Source organism: Pontibacter lucknowensis (assembly GCF_900156415.1).
Classification (GTDB): Bacteria; Bacteroidota; Bacteroidia; order Cytophagales; family Hymenobacteraceae; genus Pontibacter; species Pontibacter lucknowensis.
In genome coordinates this window covers 512905-530226 of sequence record NZ_FTNM01000002.1, presented here as the reverse complement: position 1 = coordinate 530226, position 17322 = coordinate 512905, and the positions used below count along the sequence as shown (strand labels likewise).

Genomic DNA, 17322 nt, shown 5'->3' with positions numbered 1-17322 from the left:
GATAAAATGTTACAACATTTACCTCACGTACTACTAAGACTTCACCTTAAATACGGATTATCCAATCAACAGAGATGTAACGGTACCTGTGAAAAGACGGGTTTTGTGTATCTTGCGGCACCATGAAAAATCTGTCTTTAAGTGTCATCATCGGCATCCTTTTCTCTGCTATTGGCACTGCCTCCCTTTTCCTGACCCGTGACCCGCTCATGGCTGCCATCTGGCTCAGCTTTGGTAACGGACTTATCCTGTCGAATCTGCGATTTAGCAGACCTGATGCAGCCGGAAATATGGTAGCAACACCTGTCCCTAAGGTTAGATTCTATGTCGGCATTGCCCTGATCGTGATGGCTGTTGTTCTGCTGGGGGTACAGGTATACACGGATATGCAACAGGCCTAAATCAGATCCTGCTCTGCAGAACCATTTCCACGTTAACTAATTTGGAGTCGCGCTTAAGCCTCATTCTCAGCTTGCGGCCTGGCTTGGTGTCAAAGAGCTCGAGCAGTTCATCCAGCGCCAGTTCTTTGCAATCGCGGCCGTTGATGTTGATGAGCTGATCACCTGGCAGCAGTCCGCTCTCCTTGGCCGGGGAGTCGTCTATCACATGCGACACAATGTAAAAGTTGGCACCAGGCAAGGGTGTACTAATCTCGAAGCCTGTCATGTTGTAGTAAAACGGGTCGCGGTATTTGCGGTTAGGAACGAGTATCATGCGCTCGTGCGGGTAGTCAAAAATAACGGTGAATCGTTTCAGAATATCGGAGCCCAGGTTGCCATTGCGGTTCGCCAGGTTGAGCGCTGCTTTGATCGACTCTTCGTCCGGAAAGGAAGCAGGCAGATCCTGCAGCTCATACTTGCCAAGCGAAAAACTATTGATCCGCCCGATCTTACCGTTGATGTCGCCACTTAATCCGCGCCCCAGGTAAGCCTCCATCACTTTGGGCGGCAACTGCAGGCGATCGTTTGTGGGCAGGTAGAGCGAAACTGAATGGCTTGCCCCCGTATCGATCACCAGTTTCACTTTGATTGAGTCGCCATTGTGCTGCCGCACTCCCGCCTCCACATAGGCCTTGGTGTTCTCGATGTGGAGCGGGTATACCTCTCCTTTTTTCGGAATTTTGAGCTTAAGGTCGGGTCGGTATAGCGTTAAAGTTTTGCTACTGTAGTTAATCTTGACGATAAAATTGCGGAAGATATCATACCCGATAATACCGTGTATGGACATTCCCATACGGGTCGACAGATTGAAAACATCTTCCATCAGCACATACACCTCGTGGTTCATTCCCATGATGCCCGGCATGCGCATGTAGTTTCCTTTTGAGTAAAGCGCCTCTATCTCGTGCCCGGTGCCCAGACCCTGTATCGAAATACGACCGGATTCGTGCAGGCTGAGGGAGTCAGAGTAATGCAAACGGGTAATCAATGTATTTTTCACACCGGAGTCCAGTATGAAGTTGAGCTGTTTGGAGTCATTGATCTGCACTGGAATGATGATCAGATTGTGAACCAGCTTGAAGGGAATGGTAATGCTCTTGCGCTTTGACGTAAAGTAAACCGTATCGCTGGCAAAGGCCTGCCCTATTGCTTCGGAGAACAACAGACAGAAGCAAAGACAAAGCAGGATGAAGCGGGAAAACCTTGTCATGACAAAAACTACATAAGACACAGACAATCAGTCTTATTAGTATACGTAGATTTTAAACCAGGATAGTATGGATACTGAATAATATTGCTTTAGTGCAACATTGCGCAGATTTTTTTCTTCCCTTAAAGCAATTTATGATGCAGATTGTAACAGAGAAGCGCTGTTATAGCTGTAGGTAACAAGTGGCGGTGGGAGTCACTTTACAGGTATAGTCAGCGCTTCAGCTACTGCCACGTTGGTTAATTCTGGTTAAACTTCAGAAGCGTGGCTATACCTATCCTGAAACCCATTTCCTGGAAGCTGCGGTCATTGAAAGAGGCCGCCGTTTCGATGCGGAACACCCGGAACACATTATCCAGCGAATAGCCAACTTCATAGTAGTGCGGCGAGTACTGCGTTTTGAGGTAGTTGAAGAAGATGTTCTCTTTTATACCTGTGAAGCGTACCTCCGGTATCTGGGTGAGCAGGAACTTGCGGAACTGGTAGTGCGTGTGCGCCGAAAGGTAGCTGTCGTTGGTGCTGTACTGGTAGTAGTCGAGCAGGCGGAAAGAACCGGCCGGTTTGAGACTGCTCAGGATGGTGCGGTTGCCGTCGAAGTGGTTGTAGTCCATGAAGTACATGCTCTTGCTGTTGAGGAACGTGCCCCCGCGTAGCTCGAACTCCAGCTTGCCCCGCACCCCAAAAGCCAGCGCATGGTTGATGCCCAGCTGCACCTGGTCAAAATTCACGTCACTGCCCAAAATACCCGATACACCCTTGCGGTACATCAGCAATAGCTCCGGCGACTTTTCCATGATTGGATACTTACGTCCATTGTACATGCGGTAACGCTGCACCGGGCGATAGCTTACATTAGCCTGCAGCACCAGCGCCTCGTGCTTCGGAAACTCCGTGCTTTCCAGCTCTATGTTATCAGGTGTGCTGGGCGTGAAGAACCTGTCTGCGTCGGAATAGAAGAAGCTGCGGTCGGTGTTGTTGTAGAGCTGACTGCGCTGCGACCACTCCAGGTTTCCGCTCACCTTCAGCCATACCGAAGGCTTGTACTCAAAGCCGGTTTCCACAAAACTCTTTTCATAGATCTTCATGTAATTGCGGCGAAAGAGCAGCGTGCTGAGTGTGTTGATGTGCGGGTGGATCGGATTATCGCTGTTGAACTGCTCCACAAACTGACCGCCTTCCAGGTATAGCAGGTGCGATTTACCTTTACTCCTGACCGTATGCGTCAGCCTCGTCTTGGCATAGAACGTTTCGCTGTCGAAACCATACCGGAGCGTTGGTGCCACCTCAAAGCTGCGGCGCAAACTATCGTACTGGTGACGCAGCTTGCCGCTTAGGTTCACATTCCAGCCCTCCACGGTGTTGTAGTACACGTTGGTGAACGTCGGGTCAATGTTGAGGCGAGTACGTGGTGAAAGCCTGTAACCTCCACCTGTCACTAGGTCCAGCGGCTTGAATTTCCGCTTCTTGATCACTTTGGTGGAATCCTTGCCCGTCAGCTCGGCCGACCTGATCTGTGCCAGGGAGTCGTCGCGCTGATAGCCTCTGAGTTCCTTGTCACTCAGCGGAACCGGGCGCACGGAATCCCAGTAGGCCGAGTCTCGCTTGGTAGCCAGCTTGTCAACTGTATACCTCCGCTCCGATACCACTTCCGGGTCTTTGCGCTCCTTCAATGCCTCCTTCTCCTGCTCCACAATCAGCTGCCGGAACTGCTTGCGGGTCAGCTTGTCCTGGTTGGCCAGTGCCTCCAGGTTCTGGTTTTTGCCTGTCGCTTTAATGGCGGCAATCGCCTCCGGCACCTCCTCTACTTTTTCGTCAATGATCTTTTTTGGCGCCACCAGTTTTTTGTTGAGCACCACCTGGTAATCAGAGATGGAGGCCAGGTAGCGGAACTCTCCTCCGAAGCCCATCACTTTGCCCGAGAAATGGAACTGGTGTGTGGTCGGCATCCAGACAGTCGGAGCCACTTCGGCATAGTTTTGCTTCACCTTGATCGGGAAACCCATCATGCTGGTTTTGAGGTCGAGACTGTGTATGGCCCAGTAGCCCTCGATGATATAGATGTAACCCTCGAATACATTGTCGCCGCGTGAACGTGGGGTTACTTTAATCTTGTTCACGTCGATGTTGCCTTCCTGAAAACTACCCTCGTACTGAAACTTGTAATAGGCGAAAGCAGAACGTGACAGCGGTGAAACCATCTCTACTACTTTATCATCATAGAAACTCGCACTCACAAACGACATCGGCGAAATGGTGCCCTTGTTGTCGCCGGAAGTTCGGATAGAGATCACCTTTTCCTCAAACTTGTTCGGCTGCGCAAACTTGATCTCACTCACCGACTCCACCGTATAAGCCTCGTTCAGTTTCACTCCTTCTTCTTTGAGCTTATTCTTCAGAAAGAAGGGGGCATTGGTTAGTTCGCCGGTGCCTTTCACGTATACCTTCATCTTGTAGCTGTCGTATTGCAGCAGGTGGTATTTCTTCTTGGCGATGGCCTTGCGCATGATGGTGTAAGCCGGGTCCTCCCCTTTGCCTTTCACCTGCACCTCTTTCAGCGCGAAGGTCTGCTCTCCCAGTCGAAAGTCCCGCTGCACCCACTTATCCGTGATCTCGACCTCCACCTGCTGCGCTTCGTAGCCGATGTACTTCACTACCACCGTGTGCTTTCCTGCCGGAAGCTTGATTTCAAAATCGCCATTGGCGTTACTTGAGGAGCCGTTGTTGAGGTTGGTAATATAGACCGAGGCAAAAGGCAGCGCCTCGCCCTTCTGGTTTTTGATGCTGCCGCGTATACCCTGGGCAGAAAGCGAAAGCTGTGACAGCAACAGTAAGAAGGTAAGCAAACAGCACAGATAGGGCGTAAAGTTAGTCTTCATAAAAAGGGATAAAGGTAGAAGCAGCGTATAAAAGAATACTTACCGCAATATATAGTTAAGATGCAATTTAACCTCCATCAGTTGCATGTTATTCTGAAAAAATTGAGGAAACCCCATAAAAAAAACAGCTGCTATACCTGGTATTATTGCTCAGGTATAGCAGCTGTTATGAAGGGTTGAATCGAAGAGCTTTGGTCTATTCTGTAGGCAGGTATAGCTTCAGTGTACCGGGCTTGAATGCCACTGAATCCAGGTGCCCCATTTTAGAGCGGTCTTTGGTAATCAGGTGCAGGTGCATAAAAGTGTCGTGATGGGTAAATACCGCTTTGTGTTCGGTCGAGAAAAAGCCCAGTATCTCTACTTGTTCATCAGCTAAGGTATAGTTCACCTGCCCCTCGTGGGCCTCGTCGGGTGAGCTGACAGTAGAACCTGCCGGCAGGTTGACGATATGGATAATAGCCTGCTCTACCTCTCCGCTTATTTTAAATGCAAAAGGCCGTTTGCTGGTTTGCGTCACATTATCCAGGTATAGCTCCAGCTGCTGCAAGGTGCGAATGGAATCGGGTAGTACTTGTTCACTCCAGCCCGGCACATGGGTATAGACAAAAAAGGGAGCCTTGGCGGAAAAGGTCTCTTCAACCTGCATTTTCGTGTCGCTGGTCACCACCGATTTATAAGCTCTGCCATCCAGGATCATCAATTCACCAGCCAGGTACTCTACAGGCCCCAGCCCCACCAGATGCTCTTTTTGTGAAATGGTATCCAGGTCAATCGTACCGGCCAGTTCTCCTTTCCACATCACGTTGCGCATGGCACCTACGACCTGCACCTCTTGCGGGGTTGTGGCAGTTTGTTGCGTCGGTTCGGAGGCACAGCTGCTCAGCATGAGTGAAGCCAGTGCCAGGGTGATTTTTACAGATTTCAAGGGCTTCATTATTTAGATCAGGGATTGACGTGCAAGATAATAAGAAAGCTTCAGTTAAACCTCCGCTGAGTTCTGGCCTTGGCCCAGTTGTTAAAATTCACGAACTCGAACGTGTGCGCTTTGTAGATCTCCTGATTCTTATCAGTTACTTTCAGGCGAAACAGGGAGTAATTCTTCTCATAATTCTGTACGGTCTGCTCAAAGGCATCAGTGCAGTTGCAGTCTTGTGCCTGAGCAGGAAGGGCAAATAAAAGCAGGGCAAGCAGAGTGAATAACAGGTAAATTTGTCTCCTAGATTGGTATGGTTGTCCATAGAGGATGTTCAATTAAATATCCCACGAACTTTAAACACTTCGTTCTTCTTTTTCTCAAACAGCTCCGCTATACTTCCCTCATTCAACCCTGTCCGGTTTCCGTTGTCGTGCTTCTTAACTGGGTCGTATTGATATTTTTGATGGTAGAGCTTGTTGTCCTTATCATATTTTGAAAGGTATAACAATACAGATTCGTAGTTCCCGAACATAGGGCGACCGTAATGGTGCTTTTGCGTGCAAAGAACTATTGGACAGTAGTCTCTAATTTGAAAAAATACTTTACCGGACTTATATTTTTGTCTTTGTCTTCAATCACCACCTGAAAGGCATTACTTTGCTCTGGCAGCTTTACCTCAAAGGTAAATTCAGCGCTAACAGGATCTGTGTACTCCTGCACCTCCTTTGTCTTCTCATTTGTTATGCTGATTTTCTTTACCTCTTCCGGGCGGGTCACCATGGCGCTCAGAGTGGCCGTGTTACCGACAGCAGTAAAGACATCTCCAACTCCCTCCCCGTCAATCGAAATGATTTTGAATTCGTGAGCAGTCTTTACTTTAAGCTGGAAATAGTCATCGTAATAAATACCATTACCTAATGTGGCTACAGCTAACTGAAGCGTGCCAGGATTAAAGCGCACAGCATTTGGCTGTTGCTCAATCAGACGGAACATTTTTTCCTGAAAGTAATGCGGTCCTTTTTTATCAGCCTGAACGTTAAGGTTATACAACGCTATTCTGTAGTCATGGCCCACACTTACCAGAACGTTGTTGTTACTGATATCCAGTGCAGATACCCAGTTGGAATGCGGGTGTTTTAACTTGGCAGTGTAAGCTGTTGCTTCTTTATCAGGTAAGTTCCAAAGGAGTATCCGACCGTCAAAACCAGCGCTGACAAGTTGGGTGCTGTCTTTGCTCAGGGCAAGCGCTTTTACCCAGTCTTTGTGTCCTTTGAGTGTCTTCAGAAGTTTCTTCGCCTGCAGATCCCATACTTTAATAGTTTTATCGGCACTAGCAGAAACCAGCAGGCCACCGTCGAGGCTGAATATCAGATCTGTTATTTCTTTACCATGTCCTTCGAAAGTATGGAGTAGTTCACCTGAATCAGCTTGCCATACCTGCACTTTTCTGTCTCTTCCTCCCGAAGCCACATATCTGCTATCAGGGCTATAGGCAACTGCCAACAGAGCACCCTTTTGCTCGAAAGTGCGGACCACTTCTCTCTTTTCTACATCCCAGATCTTTGCGCTGTTGCCGTGCGCGGCAAGCAAGTGTCTGCTATCATTTGAAAAGTCCAGGTCCGTAACTGGTCCGACAGTATCGGAAAGCTTAAAACTGCTGCTGTCTTTGCCCAGCTGCCACAGCTGTATGTTGTTATCGTAGGCACCGGCTAGCAACAATCCGTCAGGAGAATAATCAATACTGTGCACTACCTTCCCCTGTAGGTCGAATGGCTTTAGCGTCTGATTTTGCGCGTTTGTAGCCAGGGCGGGTAAAAAAGCTGCTGCCAGAAATATCTTCTTCATCTAAAAAGCCCTCTTTTGTTTAAGTGTTCTCCAAATAAAACCACCCTCCACCTGCAGCATGTTTAGCTTATCAGCCAACCTGTCTGTCTTGCTCTGATGTATCTGATTGTACCGTAGCTGCACAAAGACACCAAATTTTTCTGAATCCAGATACTTTAACCCGATCGCGGCCTCGTAGCCTAATGCGCCCAATGTACTTTTAGCAGCGGGTAAATTCCATGTTACCACGGTTGGAAGTACATCTCCTTTGGCGGGAGTACTGGCAATTACGTCACCTTTCTCCTGGCTAAACTGCAGCACGTTATACCCCAGGCCAGCATATACAAACGGAGAAAAACGGCTGTTATAATTTGTGAACGGGTAATAGGTAGCGCCCACGTAATGCTGTATTGCGCTCAGTTGCTGCAAGGGAGAGGTTATATCGGCTCCGGGGCTGGTGTATTGCAGTTGTGTATCATCGAAAGTAAGGTAGCGCAGGCTATAGCTAGTCTCTACCACCTTCAGCAGTTTATTTGTCCCGACACTTGCTGAAAAGAAGTAACCTTCCCGCTCGGCTTTCTGTGTAATAGTAAACCCTTTGCTGTCAAAGCTGTGGCTTTCAGCAGTAGCTGCAAGTCCGCCGCCTATCTTAACTTCTAACTGGTGAGTATGCTGACCTTGAACCTGATTGCAAAGCAGCAGGAGAAACGGCACCATAAAGGTTCCTAAAAATTTCTTCATGGTTATTCTTTTATGATCCAATCTCCATTTATAGTGTACACCAGTTCATTGTTCTGGTCTTTGTAATGCAGGCGATCGTACATTCCTCCATTGCTATTAATTAGATTAAATACATTTAGCTCCGCCGATCTGTAGATTTGAAAATCAACCGTTTCTAAGTAAATGTAAAAGTAGGGATGCCACCACCATGAATTAAACTCTCTGATGGGCACGTTTAGGTTTATGCTGAGCGGAAAATCATTTGTAGACACCACTTGCTCGTAATAAGTGGTAGGAAGTGGCCCGGCATACCCGCTGGGATAAAACTTTTTGAAAATAACTTTTACACGCTTACCCGGGTTGGCCTTTATCTCAGGCAAAGCATTTATTGTCAGTTTTTTAAGCCTGTATTCCAGCAGTGTCTCTGCTTCGGTTTCAACAGCTGTTGAAGTTATAGTCCCTTTGTGCAGGGGCGTTTCCAGAATGTAGGGAAGGTTCTGGTTGTGCTCAATTAAAGCATTATGGTTGTAGGCATTAATAATTTTGATCCAGTATTTCTGGGGAGCCAGGTTTTTGAAGGTCGCTGAATTTACGGGAGTGATAGTGCCTCCATTCTTGGGCCTTATGTCGGACAGACTCGCTGATGCTACAGGTGTTGCATAAGGTGTGCGCCAGGCCTCCTCAGAATCGTAGAGGTATACCATGGCCTTTTCCTTTCCATGCGTGTCGCTTTTCCGGCCCTTCCAATCGACAACCAGCAAGTTATCTTCTTCTTCTACAGGGTCTGCTTCCTGACTGAGCTGACAGCCTGCAAGAATAACTGCCAGCATTAAGGTTAGAATTGATCTGATCTTCATGAAGCGTAATAATAAGTTTGCATTATCGTTGAAGTAGTTAAAAAAATAGATAGCCATAGCGAGTATTTTCCGGAATGGGCAGGTCAAAGCTCCAATATCGAATTTTCTTATTAAACCCTTAGGGAGCCCCGGAATGCTCTTGCAGCATAGTAGGATTGTGCCCCGTTGTGGTAGACAAACACATTCCCGTATCGGAAATCGGCAAAGAGTGCACCGCCGAGCTGACGGATATCAGCCGGTGTTCTGATCCAGCTCGAAGTTTTCTGATCGAACCTGCCGAGCTTCTGCAGCTCCCGATACTCTTCTTCCGTCAATAGCGCTATGCCCATTTCAGCTGCCATATCCACGGCATTGTTTTCTGGCCGGTGCTCTTTTCTGGACTCAAGTCCTTCACGGTCGTAGCACACGCTTCGGCGTCCTTTGGGGCTCTCTGCTGCGCAGTCGTAAAGGATGTATTCTCCTGTCTGCTGATCATGCCCTACCACATCCGGCTCACCGCCAGTGCGCTCCATTTCGTGAAGCGACCATAGTTTAGCAGGGTTCGCCTCTAGTCTCGCTAGCACATCCGTCCAGGCTATACCTGCATGGCGCTGCATGTTCTTTTCAAAGCGAGCTTTCAGAGTGCTGAGTAATTCTTCCTGCTGTGCTGCAGATAAGACTTTTGTAGTTACTGTGGTCATATTCACTCAATTAAACTTATTGCTTCAAGGTAAAACCAACCGGTACCTTTAGTTTGTCAGAGTCATACATGTTGATGTAAAGAATGATAGGCTCTGCCAGACCTTCGTAGGTGATGCTATACTTGTCGAGCAGGCCACCGCCCATCATCCCGTTTTTCGACTGAAAACTACAGCAGCTTCCAAGCCGGTGATAACTGATGGGTTCCCCATTAGGACCTGCCAAGGCGTTCAGGAATCGTCTTTCATTAAGCGGTCCCTCCGACTTATCAGCACCTCCGACCATGATCGGGTTTTTGGTGTCATAGCCGTAGGTTTTGTCCTCGCTGACTTCTGCTATCACGAAAGTAGTTTCATCCAATAGCTTTTGCTGGTGCATCGGACTGCCGTAGTCAACCATACCTTTAGCGGAGGTAATATTTGAAGTGGATCCGGTATTTTTGGATGTACTGCAAGAGATTGCCAGAAAAGCGATGGGAATGAGATAGAGTTTTAGCTTCATATGGTTTGGTGTTGGATGGGTTTTTTGGGAACGTGCTGGTGCAGCCGCTGGGCGAGGCGTAGCCAAGCATAAGAGCTGCACTTTGTTGTGGCTCGTTATTTTTTCTCCATCGTTAGTCCAACTAATTTCGCAGCTTCCATTTTGATGCTGATATCTTCTATTGAACCGATTTCGAACACTAAATCTTCTTCGGTAATGTGGTCAAAGTGAAATCGAAATTCTCGTTGAAAATTGTAGTAGTCGGGTTTGTGGAAGACAGTAAGTTGTGAATAATCTTTATTGTCCGGATAATATTTTACGAGGTTATATGAACAACCAAAATTGTTCCTTGAAAACTCTTCAACTCGTCTAATAAATTCTCCCGGATTTGTAATCAATAGGGCTGTATTACCAAAACTTGCAACTCTTTCATCAACAAAGGGCTTTCCATTTGCTTGTTCTTCAGATGCAGCATAGAGACAAAAAATATGGCTAAAATCTATATTCTGGTTAAATGTACTAAATCTACCTTTTCGAAATTTAAAAGGCAGCTCTTGATTGTCAACTGAAAGCTTAAGGTTATTTATCCTTATCGAGCTTTGAGCACCTTCATGTTTGTCACGCCTTAACTCGAATTCTTCGATTTCTCTTTCTCTAAAGTATTTGACAGTCTTTGAGTAAATCAAACCAGATTTTTGGAGCTTGTCTATATGTTGTTCATCCCCAATTTTAATCAGTAAACCCAAATTATAAGTCATTTCCATGTATTTATGTGCCGCAACGGACTTGGCTTTGCCATGGCGTAGCTATGGTAAAGGTGTAGCTATGGTAAAGGTGTGGTTGTAGCACGTTATTTATTTTTTTAGTAGTCCTATTTTGTAGTCAAGAAGGTGGTCTATTTTCCCAAATAGTTCATTAGTTACTTCATCTCCATAAACTAATAAGTATAAGTCAGGATTATCACCATCATTCAGTTTAAAGTAACAGTATGAATATCCATGGTGCTCCAGAATAAAGAAAATATTAGATGGGCACTTCTGTCCGAAAGCGGCTTCGTATGTCTCTCTTCCAGAATCATTAATGTAATCAAGGTGTCGTAGTTCAATAACATCTCCGCAAAACAGTTGGGCTGCGCCCTCACCGCAAACTCTTAAAAAGTCCTTATAAGCCTTAGGTAATCGAATCCCACGCTTATTTTGCTCTTTTTCGATACTTTCAATGGTTGAGCCTTCACACTTGAGTCCCATTGAATTTATTTTGTCTAATTGAGGTTTTAGATTCATTTTAATGAGCTACAACTACAGTATAACAGTAGTACCTACTTCTACTATCTGCATTATCTAAGGTGTTACAACCTTCTTTACCTTACTTCCCGCCAGCAGCTAATATAGCACCAACCCAATATAAACAATACCTTGAAATTATACTTCAGTTTTTCTAAAAAATATAGTAAAATCCACTTCCGTTAACTGTCTGTATCATCAATCCAATTACACACTTCATCAACTCCTCCTAAATATTATTATCCTAACAAAATTTACCCTTTCATACCTTTTTTGTTCACACTCTCTCAGCCTTGCCCCTTCTAACAACTTGCATAAAAACCACACATCATTTTAGCTAATCTTCGTCTTTGAGGCCACTTTTAACTGCTAAAACAAGCTTTTCAGCATAATTTTGAGTATATTCATAATCGACGATACAAATAGCCAATACTCAAACTTATACTATTCTAATACATGCACATACTTGATCTCACCATCTTTGTGCTCTACATGATGGCCATGTTGGGCGTTGGATTTTACTTCCTCAAAAAGAACCAGGGTGCAGACGATTATTATGTGGGTGGCAGAGGCATGGGCAGCGGACACATTGGTCTGTCTGTAGTGGCAACGGATGTGGGCGGCGGCTTCTCCATCGGCTTGGGCGGACTAGGTTTTGTGATGGGCCTTTCAGGTGCCTGGATGCTGTTCACAGGACTGCTCGGTGCTTGGCTGGCGGCAGTCTTTCTTATACCTAAGGTCAAGCGCAATCCTGCTTTTGACAAATTTCTCACCTTCCCCCAGATATTCGGGCACTACTTCAATGCTCGTGTGGCGCTGCTGGCGGGCATCATCTCGGCCATTGGCTATACCGGCTTTACCAGTTCCCAAATACTGGCCGGAGCAAAGCTGGCAAGTGGCACATTCGCTAACCTCGACCTCAACACGGCCCTGCTGATCATGGGCATCATAGCAGTGGTCTATACCGTGATGGGAGGCCTCAAAGCAGTGATCTATACCGATACTGTGCAGTGGGCGATCCTGATGGGCGGACTCATCTTCATCGGTATACCTGTTTCCTTTCTGGCAGTCGGAGGCGGTGTGGAACAGATCGGCTTTGGGCAGCTCACAGATTTTGCCTGGATATCGGCACAGTCGGGTCGCAGCATGGAAGCCATCCGCAGCAGCCTGCCAGCAGAATTTCTGACGCTGACCAATATCACCTGGCAGCAGATCGTGAACTGGGCCATTACCATTATCCCGATCTGGTTTGTGGGCATGACCCTCTACCAACGCATATACGCCTGCCGCGACGAGAAAACGGCTAAACGTGCCTGGTACCTGGCAGGTTTGTTTGAGTGGCCGATCATGGCCTTTATGGGCGTGAGCCTGGGTATACTGGCACGCGTGGCTGCGGAACAAGGTATGTTTGAGGCACTTGGAGTGGGCGCGGATGTAGATCCTGAATCAGGATTGCCGATGCTCCTGCGTTCGGTACTACCGGTTGGCCTGATGGGATTGATGCTCTCGGCTTATTTCTCAGCGATTCTGTCAACAGCCGACAGCTGCCTGATGGCTTCGTCGGGAAACATTGTAACCGATGTAATCGGCCATTTCACGAAGTTTGACCCGGATTCACCCAGGATGCTACGCCTGTCGCAACTGACCACACTGCTGGTGGGAGCCTTTGCGCTTTGGCTGGCTACTACCATGACCAACGTGCTCGATCTGATGCTCTACTCCTACGCTTTCATGGTGTCGGGCCTGTTTGTGCCGATCATCGGGGCTTTGTTTTGGAAGCGCCGCAGCAGTGTGGCTGCATTCTGGGCGATGCTGGTGGGTGGCTTTACCACCATCCTGCTGCAGGTAACCATGAATGCCGAAGGCATCGTACACATGCCGTGGCTCGACCTGAGCTTTGGCTTGCCTTATGGCCTCGACCCCAATTTATTTGGCCTCACGGCTTCCCTTGTGCTTTACATTACGTTAACTATACTATACCCCAATAAAACTGGAAAAGAAAAATGGCAGAAAACAACTCCGTCCAATACGAGATCCACACCCCTACCAATCACCAGCAACTAAAACGCGACGAGGTACTTGACTTCCTCTTTGAGCACCTAGACCAGTACGGCGACGCCCGCGAAGACATCGCCAAGTGCATGGACTATGCGCTTTCGGATGCAGAGGGCAAAGGCGGATCGGTGATCGTAGCCCGTGAAGCTGGCAAGGTAGTGGGGGCGCTGATTCTGAACAATACCGGCATGAGCGGGTATATACCGGAGAACATACTCGTATACGTAGCCGTGCATGGCAACCAGCGTGGCAAAGGCGTTGGCAAGAAACTGGTGCAGCTGGCCTCCGAAACTGCCGATGGCAGCATCGCGCTGCATGTGGAGCCCGACAATCCGGCTCGCCACCTTTACGAAAAAATGGGCTTCACCAACAAATATTTAGAATACAGACTTATCAGATAATACAATGGCAGTCTTAAAACTGTGCCGCTCCAAACTCAGACACAATTACAACCACATCGACCAGGTGCTCCGCGAAAGGAACATCGACTGGGGCATCGTCACCAAGCTGCTTTGCGGCGAAGAGACTTTCCTGAAGGAGGTGCTTGCCCTCGGCGTAAAGGAGGTGCACGACTCCAGGGTGACCAACCTGATCGCAATCAAGAACATGGCACCCGATGTGCAAACCGTATACATCAAACCCGCACCGAAGCAAAGCATTCCCGACATTATCAAATATGCCGACGTGAGCTTTGAGACAGAGCTCGACATTATCCGGCTGCTGTCTGAAGAGGCTGAGCGGCAGAACAGAACGCATAAGGTCATCATCATGATTGAGATGGGTGACCTGCGGGAAGGTGTGATGGGTGATGACCTGGTGGATTTCTACGAGCAGATCTTCAACCTGCCCGGCATCTCCGTCATCGGGCTTGGTGCCAACTTCAACTGCCTCCACGGCGTGATGCCCACACAGGACAAACTGATTCAGCTGAGCCTGTACAAGCAAATCATCGAAGCGAAGTTCAACATTGAAATCCCCTGGGTGTCGGGTGGAACCTCGGTAACCATTCCGCTGCTCTTCAACCATCAGATGCCAAAGGGCATCAACCATTTCCGGATTGGAGAGGCCTTGTTTTTCGGACTCAACCTGTTTACCGGCGAAACCTTTGAAGGCATGCACGACGATGTGTTTGAGCTTAGCGCCGAGATCATCGAGCTGAACGAAAAGCCCATGATCCCGATTGGTATGCTGGCAGAGAACCCAAGTGGCGAGAGCTTTGAAATTGACGAGAGTCTCTACGGCAAAACCTCACACCGTGCCATCCTGGATGTGGGACTGCTGGACATCAACCCGAAGTATCTTATACCCAAAGACGATGGTATGAGCGTAGTGGGTGCCAGCTCTGACATGCTGGTGGTGGAGCTCGGCGTAAACGAACAGAATTACAAGGTGGGCGATGTGCTGAACTTTAACCTGAAGTACATGGGGGCACTCAGCATCATGAACTCCCGCTATATCGCCAAAGAAGTGGTAGAATAGCAGATTAAGGTATAGCAGCTCCAAAACCTTTCAGGACTTGCTACGTCTCTAAGGTGAATCTGAATATCGCTATTCCTTTATACCTTGGCTGCTGAACCCACTTTGCTCACTCGCATAACCTACTCCTTCGAAAAGTTCGAACAGGTGCTGGTGCGTGGAGGTACCCTGACACTGGTTGTTGCGCTTCTGGCTCTGTCCTGGCTCAACTCTCCCTGGGGCGCCTCCTGGCTATACCTGTGGGAAAATCCGCTGACCATTTCATATGGGACCTACACTATAGCCAAGCCGATCGGCTCTTGGGTGCAGCAGGTTTTGTTGCCCCTGGTCTACCTCATACTTGGCATGGAACTGAAACGTGTGCTGCGAGTGGGTGAGCTGAAGGAACGGACTTCCATGATTTTTGCCCTGGCAGCCGCTTTGGGAGGTATGCTTATCCCAGTTGCGATCTACCTATACCTGGTTCCCCCTGCTGCGCAGGCAGGCTGGCCGGTAGTGGCCACTGCCGATGCGGCGGCAGTTCTGGCACTGTTGGCGCTGGCAAGTAATTCATTGCCGCTTTCCCTGCGTGCGTTTCTGTCGTCCACCGCGATCATGCAAGGTATAGGCAGTTTGTTGCTTAGTCAGGTGCTTTATACCTCCATCCAAAACCTGCTGGCCCTTTCGGTTGCCACCGGTGTGTTTGGCCTGCTCGTGGTGCTACGGGCGCTTCGCAACCGTACCATGTGGCTATACCTTTTGCTGGGCCTTGTCATGCTGGTGAGTTTTCTGCTGGCAGGTGTGCAGGGGGCCGTAGCAGGTGTATTGCTGGCGCTGGTCATACCTATCCACTCGCGGGTGAGAGAAGAAGACTTTGTAACCTCCACTGATACCGTAATGGGGCAGCTCCATGCCCTGCGCATGATGAAGCGCCCGGAACCCGGCGAAGAGATGGAGGAAGATTTTCAGGCGGCTGTTCATACCCTGCGGGCTAACTGCACAAAAGCCCTGTCACCGCTGCGGCGTTTGCAGCAAAGGCTCCTGCCCTGGGCTTCCTACCTGGCAATGCCCCTTTTTGCGCTGGCTTTTGTGCCCTTCGCTTATAACAGCTTTGCCTGGCGTGACTTGCTTGGCCCCGTACCCATGGGTGTATTCCTCGCCCTGGTCCTCGGCAAACCAATCGGTATACTGCTTTTTGTCTGGCTGCTTTCACTCACAGGTGTAGCACATAAACCTCCCGGGCTGCACTGGGGACAACTGACTGGCGGCGCTTTGCTGCTGGGTGCTGGTTTTATACTGTCGCTTTTCCAGGCGCAGCAGGCTTTTGCTATCCCGGAGCAGCTCACGCTTGTGAAGATCAGTATTTATGCTGCCTCAGCACTGGCTGGTGTGTTCGGAATGTTGGTATTGTCAGTAGCTGGCAAGCAAAAAGACCTGCCACACCCTAAGGTATAGCAGGTCTTTAAACGCTATAGTGTTTCTGCTTTAGAAGCAGGTATAAGCAGTTATTAATCGTTGCCCAGGAGAGCATCCAGGAAACCAAGCTCTTCTTTTTCCTTTTTATAGACAATCATAGGCATGTCGTCGTTGTGGCGCAGGATTTTCTCTGTCACGCTGCCCAGCACAAAGAGAGCGGCGGCTGACTTTCCTTTGGCGCCAATCACCAGCATGTCGGCTCTGGCGCGCTTTGCCTCCACTACGATCAGTTCACCTACATCATCCTCGTTTTCCTGCTTCACAAGTCGCAGTGTGGCACGGTCACGCAGCTCAGGGAAACGGGCCAGTACCTGCTCAAACTTGTCGCGGGCAAAGCCTTTCATGCGCTCGTCAAAGTCCTCGTAGCTGATGCCCAGCGTAATGTAGCCGGTTGGCACTTCGTAAACATGCAGACAGGTAATGCGCACTTCCGGTCTTGTAAGCGCTGAGTGCAGGATGCGGTCGAGCGCCATCAAGGAGTATTCAGAAAAGTCAACACTGACCATGATGTGGTTCAGGATCGGATCTTCATTCTCGGGCACGAACAGTACGCTCACGCGGCCACTGCGCAGGATCTTCTGGGCCAGTACGCCACTTCCGCGCAAATGGAACTTGCGGCCTACGACTACCATGTCGATCTGCTTTTCTTTCGACCAGTGCAACAGCTCCTTCAGCGGAGATCCCTCCACTACCTGCACTTCTACTTTCGATCGTTGCTCCGGTCCGAAGTAACTGTAAATCTTCTCCTCCATGGCCACACGGATTTTCTCGTCGGCAGCCATGCCGTTCGGAATTCCCTTCAGCACCTCTGCAGGTATATCGAGGCTTTTCTCGGCGTGGATAAAGTATACTTTCTCTATTTCAGAAATGGAGCAAAGAAATGCGGTGTAGGAGATTAGGGTATCGTCCATTTCCGTCAGGTCGAGCCCCACCATAATACGTTTCAGCGTGTTCATGATGATGTTTTGGTTTTGGGTTATCGTTTGCTGCGCTTGTCCTTTTCCTGCTCTCCCTCTCAATTTCGACCCTGACGTAACAATAAATGCGCAGAT

16 protein-coding genes are annotated in these 17322 nt (G+C 48.6%); 5 read left to right on the top strand and 11 right to left on the bottom strand.

The window, feature by feature from the left end; translation table 11 throughout:
• The first annotated feature begins 122 nt into the window (after positions 1 to 122).
• On the top strand, positions 123 to 401 hold the full coding sequence (locus tag BW972_RS08465) for a hypothetical protein (RefSeq protein WP_076421776.1): 279 nt from the start codon (positions 123 to 125) through the stop codon (positions 399 to 401).
• 1 nt (position 402) lies between these two features.
• Here BW972_RS08465 and BW972_RS08460 read toward each other — a convergent pair whose 3' ends face one another.
• The 10 genes from BW972_RS08460 to BW972_RS08405 form a co-directional block, all read right to left on the bottom strand.
• Positions 403 to 1650, bottom strand: a complete 1248-nt coding sequence (locus BW972_RS08460) for an aspartyl protease family protein (RefSeq protein WP_076421775.1) — start codon at positions 1648 to 1650, stop codon at positions 403 to 405.
• A gap of 239 nt (positions 1651 to 1889) precedes the next feature.
• Complete coding sequence (locus BW972_RS08455; RefSeq protein ID WP_076421774.1) at positions 1890 to 4526, bottom strand: DUF5686 and carboxypeptidase regulatory-like domain-containing protein; 2637 nt, start codon at positions 4524 to 4526, stop codon at positions 1890 to 1892.
• Between the two features lie 196 nt (positions 4527 to 4722).
• Positions 4723 to 5460, bottom strand: coding sequence for an acetolactate decarboxylase (locus tag BW972_RS08450; RefSeq protein WP_040574753.1), 738 nt, complete (start codon positions 5458 to 5460; stop codon positions 4723 to 4725).
• 549 nt (positions 5461 to 6009) lie between these two features.
• Entirely contained in the window at positions 6010 to 7287 is a 1278-nt protein-coding gene (locus BW972_RS08435) for a WD40 repeat domain-containing protein (protein WP_076421771.1), read from the bottom strand.
• The gene (locus BW972_RS08430) at positions 7288 to 8007 is read right to left on the bottom strand and encodes an outer membrane beta-barrel protein (RefSeq protein WP_076421770.1); all 720 of its coding nucleotides are present in this window, start codon (positions 8005 to 8007) and stop codon (positions 7288 to 7290) included. It lies immediately after the preceding gene.
• 2 nt (positions 8008 to 8009) lie between these two features.
• Complete coding sequence (locus tag BW972_RS08425) at positions 8010 to 8843, bottom strand: hypothetical protein (RefSeq protein WP_143731965.1); 834 nt, start codon at positions 8841 to 8843, stop codon at positions 8010 to 8012.
• A 110-nt stretch (positions 8844 to 8953) separates the two neighbouring features.
• Positions 8954 to 9523: a DUF4256 domain-containing protein gene (locus BW972_RS08420; protein ID WP_007659975.1), complete on the bottom strand. Its 570-nt coding sequence runs from the start codon at positions 9521 to 9523 to the stop codon at positions 8954 to 8956.
• A 16-nt stretch (positions 9524 to 9539) separates the two neighbouring features.
• Entirely contained in the window at positions 9540 to 10022 is a 483-nt protein-coding gene (locus BW972_RS08415; protein ID WP_076421769.1) for a hypothetical protein, read from the bottom strand.
• 95 nt (positions 10023 to 10117) lie between these two features.
• The gene (locus tag BW972_RS08410; RefSeq protein WP_076421768.1) at positions 10118 to 10765 is read right to left on the bottom strand and encodes a hypothetical protein; all 648 of its coding nucleotides are present in this window, start codon (positions 10763 to 10765) and stop codon (positions 10118 to 10120) included.
• A 90-nt stretch (positions 10766 to 10855) separates the two neighbouring features.
• Positions 10856 to 11284: an SMI1/KNR4 family protein gene (locus BW972_RS08405; protein WP_076421767.1), complete on the bottom strand. Its 429-nt coding sequence runs from the start codon at positions 11282 to 11284 to the stop codon at positions 10856 to 10858.
• 456 nt (positions 11285 to 11740) lie between these two features.
• On the opposite strand from BW972_RS08405, the gene BW972_RS08400 reads away from it, so the two are divergent.
• From BW972_RS08400 to BW972_RS08385, 4 genes are all read left to right on the top strand, one after another.
• Positions 11741 to 13348, top strand: a complete 1608-nt coding sequence (locus tag BW972_RS08400; protein ID WP_076421766.1) for a sodium:solute symporter family protein — start codon at positions 11741 to 11743, stop codon at positions 13346 to 13348.
• Positions 13288 to 13740: a GNAT family N-acetyltransferase gene (locus BW972_RS08395; protein ID WP_007659977.1), complete on the top strand. Its 453-nt coding sequence runs from the start codon at positions 13288 to 13290 to the stop codon at positions 13738 to 13740. The genes BW972_RS08400 and BW972_RS08395 overlap by 61 nt, the downstream gene beginning before the upstream one ends.
• A gap of 4 nt (positions 13741 to 13744) precedes the next feature.
• Positions 13745 to 14818 (top strand): alanine racemase, encoded by a 1074-nt coding sequence (locus BW972_RS08390; RefSeq protein WP_076421765.1) that lies wholly within the window; start codon positions 13745 to 13747, stop codon positions 14816 to 14818.
• A 102-nt stretch (positions 14819 to 14920) separates the two neighbouring features.
• On the top strand, positions 14921 to 16249 hold the full coding sequence (locus tag BW972_RS08385; protein WP_076422118.1) for a Na+/H+ antiporter NhaA: 1329 nt from the start codon (positions 14921 to 14923) through the stop codon (positions 16247 to 16249).
• Positions 16250 to 16302: 53 nt separating this feature from the next.
• Here the strand turns inward: BW972_RS08385 and BW972_RS08380 are convergent, their stop codons facing one another.
• Complete coding sequence (locus tag BW972_RS08380) at positions 16303 to 17226, bottom strand: universal stress protein (protein WP_007659982.1); 924 nt, start codon at positions 17224 to 17226, stop codon at positions 16303 to 16305.
• Positions 17227 to 17322 lie beyond the last annotated feature (96 nt).

Coding starts and splice junctions, on each gene's coding strand:
- BW972_RS08465 (WP_076421776.1), top strand. CDS start 123: ATGAAAAATCTGTCTTTAAGTGTCATCATCGGCATCCTTTTCTCTGCT.
- BW972_RS08425 (WP_143731965.1), bottom strand. CDS start 8,843: ATGAAGATCAGATCAATTCTAACCTTAATGCTGGCAGTTATTCTTGCA.
- BW972_RS08395 (WP_007659977.1), top strand. CDS start 13,288: ATGGCAGAAAACAACTCCGTCCAATACGAGATCCACACCCCTACCAAT.
- BW972_RS08405 (WP_076421767.1), bottom strand. CDS start 11,284: ATGAATCTAAAACCTCAATTAGACAAAATAAATTCAATGGGACTCAAG.
- BW972_RS08390 (WP_076421765.1), top strand. CDS start 13,745: ATGGCAGTCTTAAAACTGTGCCGCTCCAAACTCAGACACAATTACAAC.
- BW972_RS08420 (WP_007659975.1), bottom strand. CDS start 9,523: ATGACCACAGTAACTACAAAAGTCTTATCTGCAGCACAGCAGGAAGAA.
- BW972_RS08450 (WP_040574753.1), bottom strand. CDS start 5,460: ATGAAGCCCTTGAAATCTGTAAAAATCACCCTGGCACTGGCTTCACTC.
- BW972_RS08410 (WP_076421768.1), bottom strand. CDS start 10,765: ATGGAAATGACTTATAATTTGGGTTTACTGATTAAAATTGGGGATGAA.
- BW972_RS08415 (WP_076421769.1), bottom strand. CDS start 10,022: ATGAAGCTAAAACTCTATCTCATTCCCATCGCTTTTCTGGCAATCTCT.
- BW972_RS08455 (WP_076421774.1), bottom strand. CDS start 4,526: ATGAAGACTAACTTTACGCCCTATCTGTGCTGTTTGCTTACCTTCTTA.
- BW972_RS08400 (WP_076421766.1), top strand. CDS start 11,741: ATGCACATACTTGATCTCACCATCTTTGTGCTCTACATGATGGCCATG.
- BW972_RS08460 (WP_076421775.1), bottom strand. CDS start 1,650: ATGACAAGGTTTTCCCGCTTCATCCTGCTTTGTCTTTGCTTCTGTCTG.
- BW972_RS08430 (WP_076421770.1), bottom strand. CDS start 8,007: ATGAAGAAATTTTTAGGAACCTTTATGGTGCCGTTTCTCCTGCTGCTT.
- BW972_RS08380 (WP_007659982.1), bottom strand. CDS start 17,226: ATGAACACGCTGAAACGTATTATGGTGGGGCTCGACCTGACGGAAATG.
- BW972_RS08435 (WP_076421771.1), bottom strand. CDS start 7,287: ATGAAGAAGATATTTCTGGCAGCAGCTTTTTTACCCGCCCTGGCTACA.